General features: G+C 60.1%; 13 protein-coding genes and 2 pseudogenes. 9 read left to right on the top strand and 6 right to left on the bottom strand.

Features of this window, described 5'->3' with window-relative positions; translation table 11 throughout:
* Window positions 1–110: 110 nt before the first annotated feature.
* The 3 genes and pseudogenes from IVB24_RS13770 to IVB24_RS13760 form a co-directional block, all read right to left on the bottom strand.
* Window positions 111–581: pseudogene (locus IVB24_RS13770) on the bottom strand (nitrilase-related carbon-nitrogen hydrolase); the annotation flags it as partial.
* A gap of 6 nt (window positions 582–587) precedes the next feature.
* Window positions 588–2,426, bottom strand: a complete 1,839-nt coding sequence (locus tag IVB24_RS13765; RefSeq protein ID WP_247773215.1) for a caspase family protein — start codon at window positions 2,424–2,426, stop codon at window positions 588–590.
* 250 nt (window positions 2,427–2,676) lie between these two features.
* A pseudogene (locus IVB24_RS13760) lies at window positions 2,677–3,095 on the bottom strand (hypothetical protein).
* A 289-nt stretch (window positions 3,096–3,384) separates the two neighbouring features.
* Here IVB24_RS13760 and IVB24_RS40135 point away from each other — a divergent pair.
* The 4 genes from IVB24_RS40135 (at window position 3,385) to IVB24_RS13740 (ending at window position 4,760) form a co-directional block, all read left to right on the top strand.
* Window positions 3,385–3,801 carry a dodecin domain-containing protein gene (locus tag IVB24_RS40135; protein WP_276578247.1) on the top strand — a complete coding sequence of 139 codons (417 nt, stop codon included), beginning with the start codon at window positions 3,385–3,387 and terminating at the stop codon, window positions 3,799–3,801.
* Window positions 3,759–4,070, top strand: coding sequence for a hypothetical protein (locus tag IVB24_RS13750; RefSeq protein WP_247773214.1), 312 nt, complete (start codon window positions 3,759–3,761; stop codon window positions 4,068–4,070). Before IVB24_RS40135 ends, IVB24_RS13750 begins: the two co-directional genes overlap by 43 nt.
* A gap of 144 nt (window positions 4,071–4,214) precedes the next feature.
* Complete coding sequence (locus tag IVB24_RS13745) at window positions 4,215–4,391, top strand: hypothetical protein (protein ID WP_247773213.1); 177 nt, start codon at window positions 4,215–4,217, stop codon at window positions 4,389–4,391.
* Between the two features lie 39 nt (window positions 4,392–4,430).
* Window positions 4,431–4,760, top strand: coding sequence for a GcrA family cell cycle regulator (locus tag IVB24_RS13740; RefSeq protein ID WP_247773212.1), 330 nt, complete (start codon window positions 4,431–4,433; stop codon window positions 4,758–4,760).
* A 129-nt stretch (window positions 4,761–4,889) separates the two neighbouring features.
* Here IVB24_RS13740 and IVB24_RS13735 read toward each other — a convergent pair whose 3' ends face one another.
* Window positions 4,890–5,882: an ABC transporter substrate-binding protein gene (locus tag IVB24_RS13735; RefSeq protein WP_247773211.1), complete on the bottom strand. Its 993-nt coding sequence runs from the start codon at window positions 5,880–5,882 to the stop codon at window positions 4,890–4,892.
* Window positions 5,883–6,428: 546 nt separating this feature from the next.
* Here IVB24_RS13735 and cysK point away from each other — a divergent pair.
* Window positions 6,429–7,478 (top strand): cysteine synthase A, encoded by a 1,050-nt coding sequence (gene cysK, locus IVB24_RS13730; RefSeq protein WP_247369492.1) that lies wholly within the window; start codon window positions 6,429–6,431, stop codon window positions 7,476–7,478.
* A 495-nt stretch (window positions 7,479–7,973) separates the two neighbouring features.
* Here the strand turns inward: cysK and IVB24_RS13725 are convergent, their stop codons facing one another.
* Window positions 7,974–9,350 (bottom strand): FAD-binding oxidoreductase, encoded by a 1,377-nt coding sequence (locus IVB24_RS13725; protein ID WP_247410852.1) that lies wholly within the window; start codon window positions 9,348–9,350, stop codon window positions 7,974–7,976.
* Window positions 9,351–9,457: 107 nt separating this feature from the next.
* Between IVB24_RS13725 and IVB24_RS13720 the strand changes: the two genes are divergently transcribed.
* From IVB24_RS13720 to IVB24_RS13710, 3 genes are all read left to right on the top strand, one after another.
* The gene (locus tag IVB24_RS13720) at window positions 9,458–10,366 is read left to right on the top strand and encodes a LysR substrate-binding domain-containing protein (RefSeq protein ID WP_247773210.1); all 909 of its coding nucleotides are present in this window, start codon (window positions 9,458–9,460) and stop codon (window positions 10,364–10,366) included.
* A 393-nt stretch (window positions 10,367–10,759) separates the two neighbouring features.
* A complete protein-coding gene (locus tag IVB24_RS13715; protein WP_247773209.1) occupies window positions 10,760–11,785 on the top strand; it encodes an IS110 family transposase in 1,026 nt (341 codons plus the stop codon).
* A gap of 701 nt (window positions 11,786–12,486) precedes the next feature.
* Window positions 12,487–13,257: an outer membrane beta-barrel protein gene (locus IVB24_RS13710; protein WP_247773208.1), complete on the top strand. Its 771-nt coding sequence runs from the start codon at window positions 12,487–12,489 to the stop codon at window positions 13,255–13,257.
* Window positions 13,258–13,649: 392 nt separating this feature from the next.
* Here the strand turns inward: IVB24_RS13710 and IVB24_RS13705 are convergent, their stop codons facing one another.
* On the bottom strand, window positions 13,650–16,988 hold the full coding sequence (locus IVB24_RS13705; protein ID WP_247773207.1) for an adenylate/guanylate cyclase domain-containing protein: 3,339 nt from the start codon (window positions 16,986–16,988) through the stop codon (window positions 13,650–13,652).
* Window positions 16,989–17,516: 528 nt separating this feature from the next.
* Here IVB24_RS13705 and IVB24_RS13700 point away from each other — a divergent pair.
* Window positions 17,517–17,681: a hypothetical protein gene (locus tag IVB24_RS13700; protein ID WP_247773206.1), complete on the top strand. Its 165-nt coding sequence runs from the start codon at window positions 17,517–17,519 to the stop codon at window positions 17,679–17,681.
* The last annotated feature ends 75 nt before the right edge of the window (window positions 17,682–17,756 follow it).

The following is a 17,756-nucleotide window of genomic DNA, read 5'->3' as shown; positions in this document are numbered from 1 at the left end:
CCACTTCGCAAAAGGGCCAGGAACGGACGTCGGTGCCGAACTCAGCGTGGGAACTTCGCACAACGGACTTGCGGCCCAAAGAACGCACCCTCTCGGAATGGCCAGCAGCACTATGCCGCCTTGATGCTATCTTCACCAACCGGCCCCGCGATGATCGGCAGAGGACGCGTAACGCGTTCATGGAAGTGGGCCGCCGCTGTGCGGTCGATAGCCAGGCTGAGAAGTTCCCGTCGACTGTAGTGGCCGCGCGAGTCCATCATCTGCTTGCGGCGATCGATCATCGAGAAATCGAGATCGGCAATCACGTGGCCTTCGCCCGATCGCAAGGGTTCACCGATCAATTCACCTTCAGGTGAAATAATTGCAGAGAAGCAGCCGCCGGAAATCGGGCCAATGCTGCATCCGGTGTCCTTCATGATCTGCGCTTGCTGTTCGCCATCAAGCCACGCTGTTGCGTTGACGACGAAACAGCCCGCTTCAAGGGCGTGTTGGCGGATATTCACTTGTGTCTGCTCGGCGAAGCGATCACCGGCGAACGAACCCGGGTACATGGCCGAATGGATTTGCTCGCCGTCAGCCATAGCTTATTAGTCACACACCTCGATGTTTGAAGCGCCAACTTGCAATGCGCCTCCAGTGTGCTGGCCATTGCCGCGAACCAGCCGGCACCCCTTTTTTACAGGACGACAACCGGCCATGCCGCAAATGATTTGCCCCGTTGCTTGCGGCGTTGCGGGCGCGCTTTCGGCCTGCTTTCTCTGCTCGTCTCGCTTCTTGCTGTCGTCTCGCGTTCCGACCGGCTTCCTATCCGGGATTCTCTCACAAACGTTGTCGTCATTGACGCGGAAACCGATTCGGCAAGCGATCTTAATGCAGGCATTGCCATCGGCCCTGAAGCCGCGCTCGCATGTCAGCGGGCAAACCCTTCCCGGCTTGCTCTTAACCGCGTCCAGCGCGTCGAAGCTGGCGACCTTGGTATCGAGATTCGTGCTGGCATACTTGTTGAACATTGTCAGCGAGCGTTGCGAGGATGCGTTCCAGTCACCGTCGGCGGCTATTGCCAGACATCCTACCCGGCGCAATTCTGATTGGAGCAACTTGGCTTTCTCCTGCGGCGACAAGCTGGTTTGTATAGCAGTTGGAGCGACCGCGGCGAGCTTCTGCTCGCCGCCGTGCTCCTTCTTCTCAGCCGCCTGTTTCGCGGCCACGTCGGACGCTATCTTATCGGCGAAGGCCGTCTCGGCGGCGAGCTTGTCGGCCAACGCCTTGGCGACGGCGGCTTCAGCTTCCTTCCGCCTCTGCTCGGCGGCGGCTGCTTTCGTCTCCTCGGTCTGCCTTGCCTTCTCTGCGGCGAGCTTGGCATTCTCGGCCGCCTTGGCTGCTGCGGCCGCCTTGTCCTGCTCGGCCTTGTTCGCACGCTCGGTCGCAAGACGGGTCTTTTCGTCCTCGGCCTGTTTGGCCTTCTCAGCAGCGGCCGCCCGCGCCTCTTCAACTCCAATTCTGCTCAACTGCCCCTTGGCGAGGCTGGCGTAAAAGCCGTCGGGATATTGAGCCAGGAAGGCGGTCCAAACCTCGCGCGAACCTAGCTGAAGCGCCAGCTCGTAGTCCCGGCGGATTGCGTCTTGCGGGTTCGCCTGCGGCCCGACGGCGGTCGGCTTAGCCGGAATCAAAGGAACGTCATCGCCGCCGAGAGAGCCGTAAACATAAGGCTCCTGCTTATAGCCGGTGTTCTTGAGAACATCATCGCGGACGAAGCCGAAGGCCTTGCGCAGGTCGAGCCCCGGGGTCGGCAGCCGCTCGACAAGTGCGGTGGAGAACGGGCTGTTCCTGGAGTCGCCGTCTGAGGCAGTCGAGCCCGCCTTCGCGGCAAAGGCGATCATGGTATTCGGGCTGGTCGGCTCGATCTTGGCAAGGCCGCGTCCGATCGCGCGCGAGGCCACCGTGCGCTTCATTGTCTTGGCAAAAGGATTGTCACGGCAGGCATCGAGAATCACGAGCCGAAGCTGCTTGGCCGGTTCGATTGCGAATAGCACGCGGTCGAGCGGGAACGTCTCGTCGAACACGTCGGTGTCGGTCTCCAGCGCCGCGTCAATGGGGATCAGGTAGTTGTTGCCGTCCAGCTCGATGCCGTGACCGGCATAGTAGATGACGGCGACATCGGCATCTCGCGCCTTGGCTCCGAACTCGCGAAGCGCCTTGCGCATGTCGACGACGCTGAGGTCGAGCTTGGTATCGACAAAGTCGAAGCCGGCCTTCTTGAACATGCCCCCGACCAAGCCGGCATCGTTCACGGGATTGGCGAGCCGGGGCACGCTCTTGTAGGCGGAGTTGCCGATCACCAGCGCGACGCGGCGTTCGGCTTGCGCCGGAGCAGCGCCGAGCGAAGCCGCAAAAAGCAATAATGCCAAGAACCGAAGCGCGCCCACGGCAGCCCCAAATCACAATGTGACCAGAGTATTCGGAGCCTTCCGGAAGGCAAGGGGCTGGTCTGTGACGTTGATCACGTTACATATGCGGTCAATGCGACAGTCGGGCTCGGGAGCCCAAAGTCTGCTCTGGGTCCACAAGCCGCCGAACTGACGCCAGGCTGCTAACTTCTGGTCTACCCCTGTGAGCCGACATGCAACGGACACCTCGCGAACGGAAGCGATGGGCCAAAAGGCGACATGCGGGATATTATTCTATCAACAGCAGCCCCTGCTTCTTATCGCCGTCGAAGGTATTTACAGCGTCGAACAGCCGCTTCCGCTCGACGCCCGTAACTTTCCGGCTGGTGTGGGACTGGGCGACTTTGGCCAGTTCGTCGAGCGTGAGACCCATGATGCATACGCCTGTCCAGCAGCTCCACGTGCCCGCCAACACCTTGCCCTCCGTCCCCGCCGACTCGCCAAGAGACCGCTATGTATTCGCAACAGCGGCAGGTCCGCAGCGAGAGCCATTTGATTGCCAATCAACATGTCTTTGGAATGTGGCTGCCACCGGCAGGTGCCACGCACCTCTATGAGCTCAGGCGTACGTGTTACGGATGAAGCTATAGCTTCTGATGGAACGTGCGATCGGCTGATCACCAGGGCCCCGGCCCACACCAGACCCACGGCGAACCATGCTGCTGATGCTGACGCGGTGCCATCGCTTCATGGGTCAAAACCTTTGGCGCAATGACGACATCGGCCGGCAAAATTATATTCAGAAGCCTACTGGCAGGAAGGAGATTCCATGTGCGCGTCCGTTCGGGCTAGGAATGCGACGCATCTCCCGACGGGGCCGCCCGAGTCTTCAGCAAAAGCGACAGCCAATCGGACCCTTTCCGCGACATCGCCGACACGTTTCAGCGTCGCGATCCAGATGCTAGATTTCCGCCCCCACCCCGAATAGGAGGACGACATGCTCGATAGCGTCTACAAGGTCATTGAACTGGTCGGCACCAGCACCGACTTGTGGGAGAAGGCGGCTGCCAATGCGGTCGAGCAAGCTGCTAAATCCCACCGGGATCTTCGCATCGCAGAGGTGGTCAAGCTCGATATGCAACTGGACGACAAGGGAAAAGTCGAGGCCTATCGCACCAAGCTCAATGTCTCGTTCAAGTTCGAAGGTACCCGAGCCTCAAGCACCTCGCCTTACGGGCGAGGATGGCTCATTGGAAAACACGCGTTGCGCGGTCCGCCCAACCGGCCGCTGTGGCCTATCCCGGAAGTTGCACTGGTCCGACTGGGTCCGATATGCTCTGGTGCGGGGAGCGTATGGCGCGTGGTGGACCCATGTACATGGTCATTCGCAAATACACGAATGTTCGTTCGGTAGCGGACGCCGCTCGTCGCGCCAAGAGCGGCGTCGGTGAGATCCTGAGGCAATCGCAGGGATTTAGATCTTACCATGTACTGGATGCGGGCGACGGTGTCGGCGTCGCCGTGATGATATTCGATGACCGCGAAAGCGCCAACGTAGCAAACGCCAAGATACTGGCGTTTGTTCAGGCAAGTCTGCATGACCTCGATCTTGGGGTTCCCGAAATCACCAGCGGCGAGCTTTTGGTTGACATAGAGTCTGATGGGTTTTCGGGCGTCAAGTAGCGTCGCGAGTTGCGTCGCGGTGCTGCCCTTGCTCATGTCATCGACCTGATGTCACCCTCGCGTTTGCACGCTCGCGTCCTGGACATGCGCGTGCCGCCCGTCGGGAATATTCGACGGGCGTGCTTTTCGAGGAGCAGTAACGACATGAAGCAACACACCTCCGAAGCATTTTCCGCCACAGCGATCGGCTGGATACCGCTCATGCTTGTGGGCACCACGATGCCGCCCCGGGATCCCGATGAAGACGAGGAGGACGAAGACGAGGATGAGGAAGATGATGCTGACGAACCGGCGGTCGTGCGCGAGCCGGACGAAGACTAGACTAGCCCGTGTCTGGCAGTCGGCGCTATAGTATCTGCCATGGGCTGGGATGCGAAAGACATAGCGCTTCTCAAAAAGCTCTGGTCCGCAGGACAGAGCGCGGCGCAGATTGCGCGCCGTCTCGGGTGCAGTCGTAACGCGGTCTGCGGCATGCTGACCCGACTGAGCCTGAAGCGCGGCCACAAGTCGCCCACAGCACGGCCCAAGATAAGGCCGGCCCCCAAGCTGAGACCGACGTCGGCGGCAGCCTGCGCCCGTTCAGTCGCACAGAAGGTGTCGTTGAGGACAGCAGAGAGGGAGCAGCCCAAGGAATTCACCAGGCAGCAGCTTTACGCCATTCTGGCTGAGGCGGTCAGAAACACTGGCTAAGAGCTCACCACGAACGTCCTTGCGCTCCCGTCAGTGTCTGGCCCAGTTCGAGGGGTTCGGCTGTTGTGTACCTTCCCAAGCCTTCGTCTACTTCGGGGCCACAAACGGACTCATGCACCGCAGGAAGAGCTATTCGATTACATCGCCCGCGCGGACGAGGAGCGAGGGCGGCACAGTGAGCCCAAGCGCCTTCGCAGTCTTGATGTTGATGACCAATTCGAATTTGGTCGGCTGCTCCACCGGAAGGTCGGCAGGCTTCGCGCCATGGAAGATCCTGTCGACGAAGGCGGCGGACCGACGATAATAGTCTTCGGAACTGGCTCCGTAGGTTAGAAAGAAGCCCGCCTCCGCGTACTCTCTCTGGAGAGAGGCGGCTGGCAGCCGATTTTCAATGGCCATGTCCGCAATCTGGTCGCGATAGTTGAACAGCACAGTATCTCCCTGCATGACGAACGCCTGCGCGCGCTTCCTCACCATTAGTGCAAACGCTGATTCAAATGCGTCCGGCCCGCTGGCTTCGGTAGGAATAATCGTCAACCCCAGCGCCTCGGCGGCCCCTCTAATCGCCGTCTGCCGGTTGCGAGTAGCCACAACGTCCGGATTGAACAGGATGCCCAGACGCGAGAGGTCGGGCAAAGCTTCCTTCAGCAACTCAAACCGTCTGCCCAAAATCTCGCCGCCCGCATCCGCGACGACGCCAGTGACGTTGCCGCCGGGGCGCGCCAGGCTGGCGACAAGCGCGGTAGCGACTGGATCGATAGCGCTGGTCATCACGATTGGAATGGCTGTGGTCGCCTTCATGGCCGCAACCACGCTCGGATTGCCTCCGGTGGCCATGATGATGTCCAAACCAAGCCCGACCAACTCCGCCGCAAACCCGGACAGACGTCCCATATCGCCGTTTGCGAAGCGATACTCGATGATGACATTCTCGCCGACGTGGTAGCCGGGGCTCCGCAGGCCTTGCTCGAACGCTTCAGTATAGCGGATCGTTCGCTCCCGAAACGAGATCGAGAGGTATCCCACCCGGTAGACCCGCCTTGCCGGTTGCTGCGCGCGCGCGGCAAGTGGCCACGTTGCTGCCGTGCCGCCGAATAGCGTGATGAACTCGCGCCGTCGCATGTATTCCCCCTTAGGGAAACCTCTTCGACGCCTCAATCCTAACACTTTGCGACGGGCGGCAGGTGAGAAACGACAGCCAAATCGATCGCAGACGCTGCGACCCAATGTCCGTTCCGGGTCCAAAAGCGGCCAATCGGCTATCCGTCGTGGCGCCCATTTTTGTTTGAAAAAACTTCGTTCGCCTCTTCAAAGCGGTGGACGGCGCGCTCAAGATCGAACCGTCCTTCAGGAGGGTTTCCGGATCCCACTCGCTTCTATGCGTGGGGTCGAGAATCGCCCCCATACACATGAATCGCGCCCGTCAGGCGGGAATGCCAATGTGTGCCGCCTTGGTATTGCATTTCGCCAAAGGCGCCTGAGTCGTCTCGTGACGAGCCGTTTCAGGTCATTTCCGCCGACCCAATCGATGCCGGCCCGGCCTGATGTCCGCGAAAGAAGCCGTATCCAAGCTCTGCCCGATTGCCGGAAAATTCAGTTCGGGTATGCTTTGCCGGTTAACCCGCGCCAGTTTGCTTTTCCCAGAATAAGTACGACACAGGAGGTAGCATGGGCCACAGATATCAAACCATCCTTGAGACGGTCGGCCATACACCCGTCGTGCGGATCAATCGTCTCGCTCCCACGGGAGTCAATTTGTTCGTGAAGGTTGAGGCCTTCAATCCGCTCGGCTCGGTCAAGGATCGGCTGGCTCTGGGCGTGATCGAAGCCGCAGAGAAATCCGGGGAGCTGAAACCTGGTCAAACCGTCATCGAGGCGACCAGCGGCAACACGGGAATCGGACTTGCGATGGTTTGCGCCGCCAAGGGGTACCCGCTGGTGGTCACAATGGCCGAGCCTTTCAGCATCGAGCGCCGCAAGCTCATGCGATTTCTGGGTGCGAAGGTCGTCGTGACGCCTGCGGCCGATCGGGCCGTTGGAATGATCAACAAAACGATCGAGCTTGCCAAAACGCACGGCTGGTTCATGACGCGGCAATTCGAGAACGAAGCCAATCCCGACTTTCACTCCAAAACCACGGCGCTCGAGATTCTGGACGATTTCGCAGGAGAACGACTGGACTATTGGGTCACCGGTTACGGAACCGGCGGCACACTGAAGGGTGTTGCGCGGGTGCTCGCTAAGGAGCGCCCCGAAACCAAGATCATCGTCTGCGAGCCCGAAGAAGCGCAGCTCTTGGGCAGCGGTATCGAGCAGCAGCGGAACCCGGATGGCACGCCGGCGGCGCCACATCCGGATTTCAAGCCGCATCCAATGCAGGGCTGGACACCTGATTTCATTCCGAAGCTGACCGGGGACGCCGTTATGATGAAGGTCATCAATCAGATTCTGCCGATTCCCGGCCCCGATGCTATTCGATGCAGCAAGGAGCTTGCGACCAAGGAAGGCATCTTTGTCGGCATCACCTCGGGCGCAACCATGGCGGGTGCGCTGAAGGTCGCAGCCCAAGCAGAGAAGGGCGCAAATATTCTTTGCATGCTGCCTGACACCGGTGAACGTTATCTTAGCACGCCACTCTTCGCGGATGTCTCTGCCGACATGAACGAGGAAGAGCTCAAGATATCGCGCTCCACGCCGACTGCTCAGTTCAAGCCATAGTCGTTCGGGACGCAATCCTGCACTGAATCAGCTGAAAGTGGACATCACCGCATGACTTGGTTGGATCAAAAGCCGCCGTAGTACGGTGTCTGCGACATGTCCGGTGTACTGCTGATCGCGACTGAATGGCGGAGATCGTAGGACTTCTTAAATGGGCCAAACGCAGACGTTTCGTGCTTTTCTCGCACAGATTGCTATCATGACACGGCGCTAGACCTTCGGTATCGTCCCTTAGCGAGAAACCTTGAAATTTCGGAGGGTGAGAGGATGCCATCTTTCCGAAACCCCGCCGTTCAGTGAGTTCATTGATGCTGGCGACCACGATCTCGTCGGCTCGCTTTAAGTCGTCCATGCGAGCGGGTCGGCACACGACAGCCATTCGCGTCCTCCTTCGGGATCAGCACGCCAGACCAACTATAGAACCGGGCCGCAGCGTAGCGGCCTTCCACTGACATCCTGAACCAAGATGAGAGGGACGAAATGCCCTCACCTGGATCAGGCCAGCGGCCGGATGTTCTGATTCATGCGGAAGAAATTGTTCGGATCATACTTAGCCTTGATCTGCTGCAGACGCCGGTAGTTCGGTCCATATGCGGCAGCGACGGGATCGCCCACCTCGTCATCGTCGAGATAGTTGACATACCGACCGGAGGAGAAGAAGGGTCGCATGCCTTCGTAGGTTTCGCGTGCCCAGGAGATGCATTGCCTCGTATCGTCCGGCTGCATCCATTGCGCGAGCACCAGGAAGTTGTAGCCTTCTTGCCGATGCGGAAACGCCGTATCCCTTGCATCGACACGGGCCGCCGCGCCGTGGATGTGCTCGAGAAGCAGCTGCCCCATGGGTGTCGGGCAGCGCGCGAAACATTCGATCATGGTCGCAATCGCACCATCACTCAGCTCACTGAGGAAATTGGACTTCCAATAGTTGAGGGCGCCTCTGGGGTAGTTGGCATCGAGCATGCTGTTGAGCTGGCAATAGGGCATCGGCCCGATTGCGTCCAAGATCGGAGCCCCGAATTGTTTCAGCGGCTGCACGGCTCGTTCGGCTTCCGCTGCCGGACCGCAATGGCTGGTGACCAAGGCAGCTACCTCTGCGCCGGACCCGTCGGGCGCATGCGTCAGGGTTGCGAACAGCGTGTGCTCGTCCGGTAGCGATCGCGTGCTGGCCCGGAAGAATTCGAGCACGTCACGGGAGCGATCGATAGAGTAGACGATGGGGCCGCCGGTAATGATTGGCCCCACTGCATGAAGGTCGTATTCGAGACTGGTGGCAATCCCGAAGTTTCCGCCGCCCCCGCGGATGGCCCAGAACAGATCGGGTTCCTCTTGCTTGCTGACCTGCAAGACCTTGCCATCCGCGGTGACGAGTTCGACAGCGCGCAAATTATCCAATGCCAGGCCGTACTTGCCCATCAACCAGCCGAGTCCTCCGCCGAGGGTCAATCCGGCGATACCCGTGGTCGAGACCACACCTCCGGTGACCGCGAGGCCGTGAAGTTGCGTCTCGCGATTGACATCGCCCCAAGTCGCCCCGCCCTGCGCGCGTACGGTTTTGCCGACAGCATCGACATGGACGCCCCTCATTGGGGACAGGTCGATCATTATCCCGCCGTCGATGGTCGCGCGTCCCGCGACGTTATGGCCGCCGCCACGAACCGCGACCTCGAGGCCGAGCTTGATCACAAGAGCGACGGCGTCCACGACGTCGGCCACACTGCGGCATCTGGCAATCAACGCTGGCCGTTTGTCGACCAACCCGTTGTGGACCTTTCTCGCCTCCTCGTAGCCCTCGTCCGTTGGCTTGAGCAGTTGTCCTCCGAAGGAGGCGCTAAGGTCGGCGGCGGCGCTCGCGACAGATGTGATGGACGACATGACACGGTCTCCTCAATTCAACCGGCTATATCTTCAATCGGCGGCCCTCTCGGAGCAAACCCGAAGAATTCAGGTGAAGATGAATTGGTTTCATCTAGACTAGCCGCATGCACAAGCTGCCGCCCCTGATCGAGCTCCGCGCTTTTGAAGCTGCGGCCCGCCATCTGAGCTTCAAGAAGGCCGCGGCAGAACTCGGCGTGACGCCAACCGCGATCAGCCATCAAATCGTGCTGCTTGAGCAGTATTGTGGCCGCGCTCTGTTTCGCCGCAGACCGCGACCTCTTTCGCTCACCGATGCCGGAGCGCGGCTGTTTCCCGCCATTCGCGGCGGCCTTGAGGTGTTTGCCGCCGCAATCGCGGCCGTCAGGCGGGATACCGACCAACAGCCTCTTCGGGTGACGACAACGAATGCTTTCGCCAGCCGCTGGCTCGTGCCCCGCCTGCCCGCGTGGCGGAAGTTGCATCCCGATGTGCCGCTGGAAGTCATCGGCACGGACACCGTGCTCGATCTGCACGCCGGCGATGGCGATGTCGCCATTCGTTATGCGACTAGCCGAGTACTGCCGACGGACGGGATCGTCAATGATCTCTTCAGCGATACATTCTGGCCCGTCTGCAATCCGCGTTTGCTTTCAACGGGACGCCTGAAGAGACCAGTCGACCTCGCAAACCACGTTCTGATTCACTCCTATTGGTCGCCGGCCGATCGTGAGCCGCCCACATGGCAGAGATGGTTTGCCGTGGCCCAGCGCAGGTGGCGCGAAGTGCCCCAATTCAAGGATATGCAGCACTTGAGTTTCCGGGAGGAACTGCACGCCATCGAGGCGGTGATCGCGGGGCAGGGAGTCGGGATTTTCAGTGATGTGCTCGTCGCACACGAACTCGCCGCCGGTACGCTCGCGAAAGCGTTCAAGTTGAGCTTGTCTGGCTATAGTTTCCATGTGGTCAGTAGGCCAAGCCATCCGCGCGCGAAGACCATCCGAACCTTCTCAGAGTGGTTGCAGTCAAATGCTTAATCCGCTTCTTCTGCGCCTTCGAAATGTTTGCTCGGCGTCAGAATGCGAAGAACTCAGCGTGGGCAAATCTCGTCCGCTGTGCCCGGCTAATCGGACCTCGATAAGGCGTGCGCCGACTTCGCTTCCGGGTTCATAAGCAGTCATTGCGAGTTTGGATCGGTGTTTGAATGCACCGACCCGCACTGAATGAAACGGTGCGAGCGAGAGCAAGTGCGGTGCGCGAGCGCCCGGTTGTGCGTTGGACCCGGGGTTGTCATTCGGCCTGCAATATTGACCCCCTAAGCCGGGGGATCGGCGTCCATGCAAACGATGACGTAATTGCGGTCAGCGTGCGACGCCCGAAAGCTCCGTTATCGTCAAGCTCTCGCAATCAAGCGATTCGGAGGAGCTGTCATGAGGCAATATGTCGGCCTGGATGTCTCGCAAAGAGAGACTTCGGTCTGCGTGGTCAACGAGATTGGTCAACCGATTTTTGAAGGAAAGGCCAAGTCTGATCCCGGTGATCTGTCCAAGCTGCTTCGTAAACATGCGCCATTGGCGGAGCGCATCGGCTTTGAGACGGGCGCGATGGCAAGCTGGCTTTGGCACGAGCTTCGGAGGGTTGAACTCCCCGTCGTTTGCATCGATGCTAGGCATGCACACGCAGCACTGTCGGTCCGCATGAATAAGAGCGACCGGAATGATGCTCGGGGCCTTGCCGAACTGGTGCGGGTTGGATGGTATCGAGAAGTCAAAATCAAGAGCGAGGAGAGCCAGAAGGTTCGAGCGATCCTTGTCGCGCGATTCCGCCTTGTATCTATACGCCGGGATATCGAGAACCAGGTCCGCAGTCTGATCAAGGAATGTGGGTTACTCTTCCCTCGCGCGATTGGCCAACAGTTCCGTAACCAGGTCGGCGAGCTATTGGGCGAAGATCATCAACTCCTCAACGTGATCGCGCCGCTCCTGTCGATTCATGAGCATATCTGCCAGCAGCAGAGCAAATTCGACGACGAGGTCCGCCGATTGGCGAAGTCTGACGAGACGACGCGTCGCCTGATGACGGTCCCTGGTGTTGGCGTGGTGACTGCCTTGACGTTTCGCCATACGATCGATGACCCGTCCCGCTTCCGATCGGCCTCGGCAGTCGGCGCATATCTTGGTCTCACACCTCGGCGCAACCAGTCTGGTGAAACAGACACTAGTGGCAAGATATCCAGATGGGGCGACAGGCTTCTCCGAACTTACTTGTTCGAGGCAGCGACCGTCCTTCTCTATCGGACCAAAAAATGGTCTCCCCTCAAGGCCTGGGGAATGAAGCTCGCGAAGCGGATCGGTATGAAAAAGGCAAAGGTCGCCATTGCCCGCAAGATCGCAGTGATCCTCCACTGCATTTGGGTCGATGGCACGTCGTTCGACTGGGGCCACACGCCGGCCTGACCTTATTTTGTAAGCTCCTGGCCCGGTCCGCCGGGCCGGCGATGTCCCGCTGGGACAGTGGTCGTGGTGACCTCGGTCAATCGGCTGGTGGCGGCTCGTCCGCACGCCGTTGCAAACGATGAGGCGCCCGATCCGGACATCATCATGAGGCGCGTGCGACCTCGGAAAGGACCATGACCCCAGCGACGGGCAGCGGATCGTTGAGATTTAGGTGACGGCTAATCGACCAATACTACCGAGCTGGCTATCGATCTACCAGCCGCGCTCGCCCCGTCTCCGCAACCCGACCCGCTTCAACGGGCCGAGCGCTACCGTCTTGCCGAATGGCTTCAAAAAGAGAGTTGACATCAATCCGCAATTAAAGGGCCGATTGACAGCCAAATCCATTGCAGCCGACTTTTGCAACAAAATCGGCCAGAAGGCGACATGTCAGCGCACGAACAAGAAAGCCGTTACGGCAGCGATTTAAACGCGCCGGCCGCAATCGCGAGATCGGCGAATGTTCAGCGATGCGGGTATCATCTTACGCAATGTGCACGTTGGCGGGCATTGCAAGTCGTTAACAAAGCTAAAGAAACGTCGCTAAACATGCGAGCCGAGTGTTGCAGCCAAACTACATCAACCTGCCGGCGAACGGCATAGCATCGACTACGCAGGTGGGCGTCATGCCCTTTGAACTTCTTTCGGGGAGATTTCTCGCAATGAAAAAGCTTCTGATTGCCGCGGCCGGGATGATGGCCGTGAGTCTATCCGTCCCCGCGTCGGCGGCTGATTTGGCGGCGCGTCCGTACACCAAGGCGCCTCCCCCGATGATCGCTCCGATCTATGATTGGACTGGTTTTTACATCGGCGCCAACGGCGGCTGGGGCCAAAGCCGCGGTTGCGTGGATTTCGTCACGCTCGCAGGAACAGTCGCGGGTGGTTGCGCTTCTCGCTCCGGAGGTCTTGTCGGCGGACAGATCGGGTATCGCTGGCAATCCAATCAGTTTGTGTTCGGATTGGAAGCGCAGGGCGATTGGGCCGACATCAAGAACACGCGCGTCAGCCTGATCGATCCGCTGCTTTCGACCACGGGGAAAACCGACGGCATCGGTCTCTTCACGGCCCAACTCGGTTGGGCGTGGAATGCGTCACTGCTCTACGTGAAGGGTGGTGCGGCCGTGACCCACAATCGTCTTGATGTCTTCAACAACCTCACCGGGGTCGGTCTGGACTCGGCAAGCCACACGCGCTGGGGCGGTGCCTTGGGCGTCGGCTGGGAGTATGGCTTCACGCCGAACTGGTCGATCGGTGTTGAATACGACCACCTCTGGATGGGGAATGACAACCGCACCTTCGCAGGCGCAGGCGTGCTCTCGCCAGGTGGCGTTACCCTCCTCGGCGACCGGGTTAGCCAGGATGTGGACATGGTCACCCTTCGGTTGAACTATCGCTTCGGCGGCTTTGGTGCCCCCATCGCGGCGAGATACTGATCGCACTAGTCTGCGCAAACCAAAGCCCCGGCTCGCCGGGGCTTTTTTGCGGTTAAGCATCCAAGCGGTTGCTGCGTTTTGCAATGTCTCAGTTGGGTCAAAATGCGAAGAACTCAACCTGAGCAAATCTAGTCCGCCGAGCCTCAATAAGCGGACCTCCACGAGAGCGCTACCACTTCGCAGATGGGCCATTATGCGACATTGCATCCTGAAACAGCACGAGGACCAACATCAGCTTGCGCATTGTCATCTCCTCAATCCAGGAAGCCCTTGTCCAAACATTTGCATGCTTAGATGATGAGGCCTTCAGCCAACACATTTGCCCTCAAAGCGCGCACATCCGGAATTGCCGGCCCTAACTCATCAGGCGACCGCGCGTGAAAACGACCCTCTCAATCCATCTGGTCGAGCAAAGCCTTTGCTTGCTGGAGATCCGCAGTATCGAGGCCCTCAGTGAACCAGTCATAAATAGGCGTAAGCAAAGTTTGGGCCTCATTGCGTCGGCCCTGAGCTTGCAGGACTCTGCTGAGGCTCATCGCCGCTCGTAGCTCAAGGAGCCGAGCACCTTGCTGTTGTGCCGCTTTGAGGGCTTGGTCCAGACATCCTTCCACCTCATCGCGGCGCCCCGCTTTGAGAAGCAGTTCGCCCTTGAGTCGATATAGCTCGGGCGCAAACCAGCAGTCACCGCTCTGGTCGGTCGCTTCACGTATGAGCCTTAATCCATCCTCAAATTTTCCGCCAACGAGATGCGCTTCCGCCGCTCGGGCGAGACGGTACGAAACGTGAAATTTCGACCCTGTTGCACGCCACGCAGTCAGCCCTTCCCGCATGAGGGCGAGACCCTCCTCAATGTGCCCCTGCATGACGCGCGCCCAGCCGCGCAACATGGTCGCGTTCGCGGCTCCGACGGCAGACCCATGGCGCGCGAGCAGTGGGAGAGCGACGCTCACAGTGTCTTGTACTTTCTGCGGCTCGCGGCGGATTTGATGCAGTTCTGCTGCAGACCACAGCGCCTGGGCAAGCGTGGGGGCATGGTCAAGATCACGCGCAAGCCCGAGGCCTTTCTGCGTTTGCCGAACGGCTTGGTCCGGATAACCCATTGCTGCAGCAATGAGGGCGTCGATCACGTAACCGCAGACGCCCGGATCATGGCCCCCATATAGCAGGGCTTGCTCGCCGTGCGTGTCGCGTCGGTAGAGAGCAAGTCCGCCCGCGATATGATGGCGTGCCGTGGCAAGGGCGCCAGTTACCAAAAAGACAGGCCATGCTGCGTGGTGAGCTTGCAGCGTAAGCCCGGAATCTCCGCTTGTGTTTGCCATGTCGAACAGCTCATCCACCAATCGGCCGGCCGTCGCCAAATCACCAGCCGTGAAGGCAACTAGCCATGCCCCCCACACGGTTGGAAAAAGATCTGCTACTCGCTGTGCATTATGCGCCAGTTCGTGAGCCCGAGCGTACACGCGCTCGATCTCCGGTGCCGCCGACGATCTCGTCGTCATTAATGCCGGCCCCAACGCGATCAGCAGTTGCAACTCCTGCTCGGCATGCGCGGCCCTGTCGGGCAGCGTTTCAAGCAGCTCTATTGCGTTTCGAAAATGTGCGACCGCCTCCTTGTTGGCCGACCGCTTTGCTGCGTGGTCTCCAGCCCGCTGCCAATAATTGATGGCCTGCTCAGGCAATCCGGCCTGAGCGTAATGTCGAGCAAGAACTTCAGGTTGAGTCTCGCAGACATCCGAAAACTCCTGCTCAAGGACACTTGCTATGCTCGCATGCAGCTCGTTTCGCTTTGAGCGGAGCAGCGTGCCATAGGCCACCTCCTGCACCAGTGCGTGCTTGAACAGATAGTTGGCATGCGGCGGCTCGCCCTGCCGAAACAGCAAACCGGCCTGAACGAGACGGTCCAGCGCCGATCCTAGCTGCGCCCCGGTTTGGCGCGCCACCGAAGCCAGCAGACTCTGCGAAAACCCCCGCCCAATCGCGCCTCCAATCTGCGCTACCTCCGTGGCCGCCGGGCCGAGCCGGTCGAGCCGCGCCATCAGCGACGCGTGCAAGCTAGCGGGAACCAGCTGGGCCAGGGACGGAACCGTGGCGGCGGTCAGTCGGGCGGCTGCCTCGCTCTCGGCCTCCAGCACCGCCTTGGTCATCTCCTCCACGAACAGGGGAATCCCGTCGGTGCGCTCCACGATCTCCGCCATTACATTCGCCGGCAGCCCCTTGTTCTCGACAAGCCGCGCTATGATTGCGGCCGCCTCACGCTCCCCAAGTCGGTTGAGCGTCAGGCTTGTCACATGCGACTGTCCCACCCACGGCGCGTTGAACTCGGGGCGGAAAGTTACGACGAGCAGCACTTGAAGGGTTGCGATCCGGTCGACCACCCGGTCGAGCGCTTCCAGGCTCGTCGGATCGACCCAATGCGCATCCTCGAAGATCATCAGCACAGGATTCTGGCGAGCCAATCCCGCGAGTTGCGACATCAGCGCTTCTAGCGTTCTTTGTCTGCGCTGTTCCGGGGCCAAATCCAGCGCAGGATATCGTCCATCAGTCGGAAGCGACAGCATTTCCGCAAAGAGCGCGGCATCCTGGACAGAGGTTGAGGTCCGCGCGAGCACAAAATCGAGCTTGTCGAGCTTCGCTTGCGGTTTGTCGTCGTGCGCCAGTCCGGCGGCGCGCTCCATCTGGCCAATGATAGAGTAAAGCGCGCTGCCCGTATGTTGTGGGGAGCAGAAATAGCGCAAGCGCGTGTGTGGTTCGGTAGCGAGGCGCTCCAGAACCGCGGCCGTGAGCCGTGATTTCCCGATACCTGCCTCGCCGGACAGGAGTACGACCTGTCCTTCACCCATCTTTGTCTTGGACCAGCGGCGAAGAAGCAATTCGAACTCTTCTTCCCGCCCGACGAGAGGGGTCAGCCCGTTCGTGTGCAGGGCGTCAAAGCGGCTCTGCACCAAACTCGTCCGCAGTACTGCCCACGCACGTGCGGGCCCGGCGATGCCCTTGAGGTCCCTGGCCCCGAGATCCTGGAGTTCGAAGAGATTGCCGAGAAGCTTTCGCGTATTCTCCGCAATAACCACGGTATCCGGCTCGGCAATGGCTTGCAAACGGGCGGCAAGATTCGGTGTCTCACCTACAACCGCCTGCTCCTGGGCTGCACCCGCGCCAATGAGGTCGCCGACGACCACGAGCCCAGTTGCGATCCCGACACGCACATGCAAGGGCGAGCCGGCCGCCGTAGCGAGCATCGGCACTGCCTCGACCAGGGCAAGCCCGGCCCGCACAGCGCGCTCGGCATCATGCTCGTGGGCCTGGGGATAGCCGAAATAGGCGAGCACCCCGTCGCCCATGTACTTGGCAACGAATCCGCCATTCCGTTCGACTAGCGCGGCACAGCAGTGGTGATAGGCACCGATGATGGCGCGCAGGTCCTCGGGATCGAGCCTGGCCGACAGGACAGTCGAGCCGACGAGATCGCAGAACATTACGGTGAGCTGACGGCGTTCCGCGGCGACCCGTGGTCTCGCTTCGGTTACCGCGGGGTCAGGTGTGACCGGGGTATAACGGGCAACCTCCCGGATCGCGCGGAGCATCTTACGGCGATCGCCAAGTAAGACCCCGAGCTTCTCCAAGTCCTGATCTGTTAGGTCGGGGAGAACACTGAGATCAATACGGTTCTCTGCGAAACGCTCTGTATACTCGGACATGCCGAGCTTTCTGAGCCAGTCGCCAATCTGGTGCATGGCCGTTCCTGCAGTCGCGTGGTGGCCTAACCGAGCTTTGGACCCGCTACTAGGGAGTTTATTCCGAATTCCATTTATAGCACGTTATTCATCCAGCCGAGCAGTCGTCCTTGAAACTCAATTCGAGCGCGACGATTTGCGGTATCGTAAGGCTACCGTTCCACCTATGGATCCTAGCAGCCGGCAGGGAGGGCCCCGCTTGTCCGAGTTGGGTCAACTGCGGTCCTTGCGCAACGCGCCGCTGACGTCCGATAAGCGGTCAAAAGCGGCGGTCCGACGCTCGCATACGGCAGGTCTGATCTACCCTTGATAGCGGACCTACCTACATCCACGACGCCAACTATCCGTGCGGTCCCGATCCCAAATAGAGTTTGCGCAATAATTGGGACGCCGCGCACCCCCATCTCGCGAGCGCCACAGCCGCCGCACCGCTGAGCCTCGTGGCGGGAGGCACCACCCGTAAATTTCCCAAGTGTGGGCAACTAGCCTCACTGGTAGGCAGGAGCGGCAGGTTGGGAGCGCCGCACCATGAAAACACAAAAGCCGAAGCAATGGGCCGACCGCGAGGTCCAGCAATTGTCCAAGCTCGCGCGGGCAGGAGCTGGCGTATCGAAGATTGCGGCCGAGCTGGGCCGTCACGCCGGTTCGGTGAGGCGAATGGCGCGAACGATAGGGATACTGTTGAAGAAATAGCCCCGCGCCTCGCTGGCAGCGATCAACTCGACGGACTAAAACGCGCGCACACGACACATTTACCCGGCCAATCGG

Source organism: Bradyrhizobium sp. 192, from assembly GCF_023100965.1.
Taxonomy (GTDB): Bacteria; Pseudomonadota; Alphaproteobacteria; order Rhizobiales; family Xanthobacteraceae; genus Bradyrhizobium; species Bradyrhizobium symbiodeficiens.
This window is presented reverse-complemented; position numbering and strand designations above follow the sequence as displayed.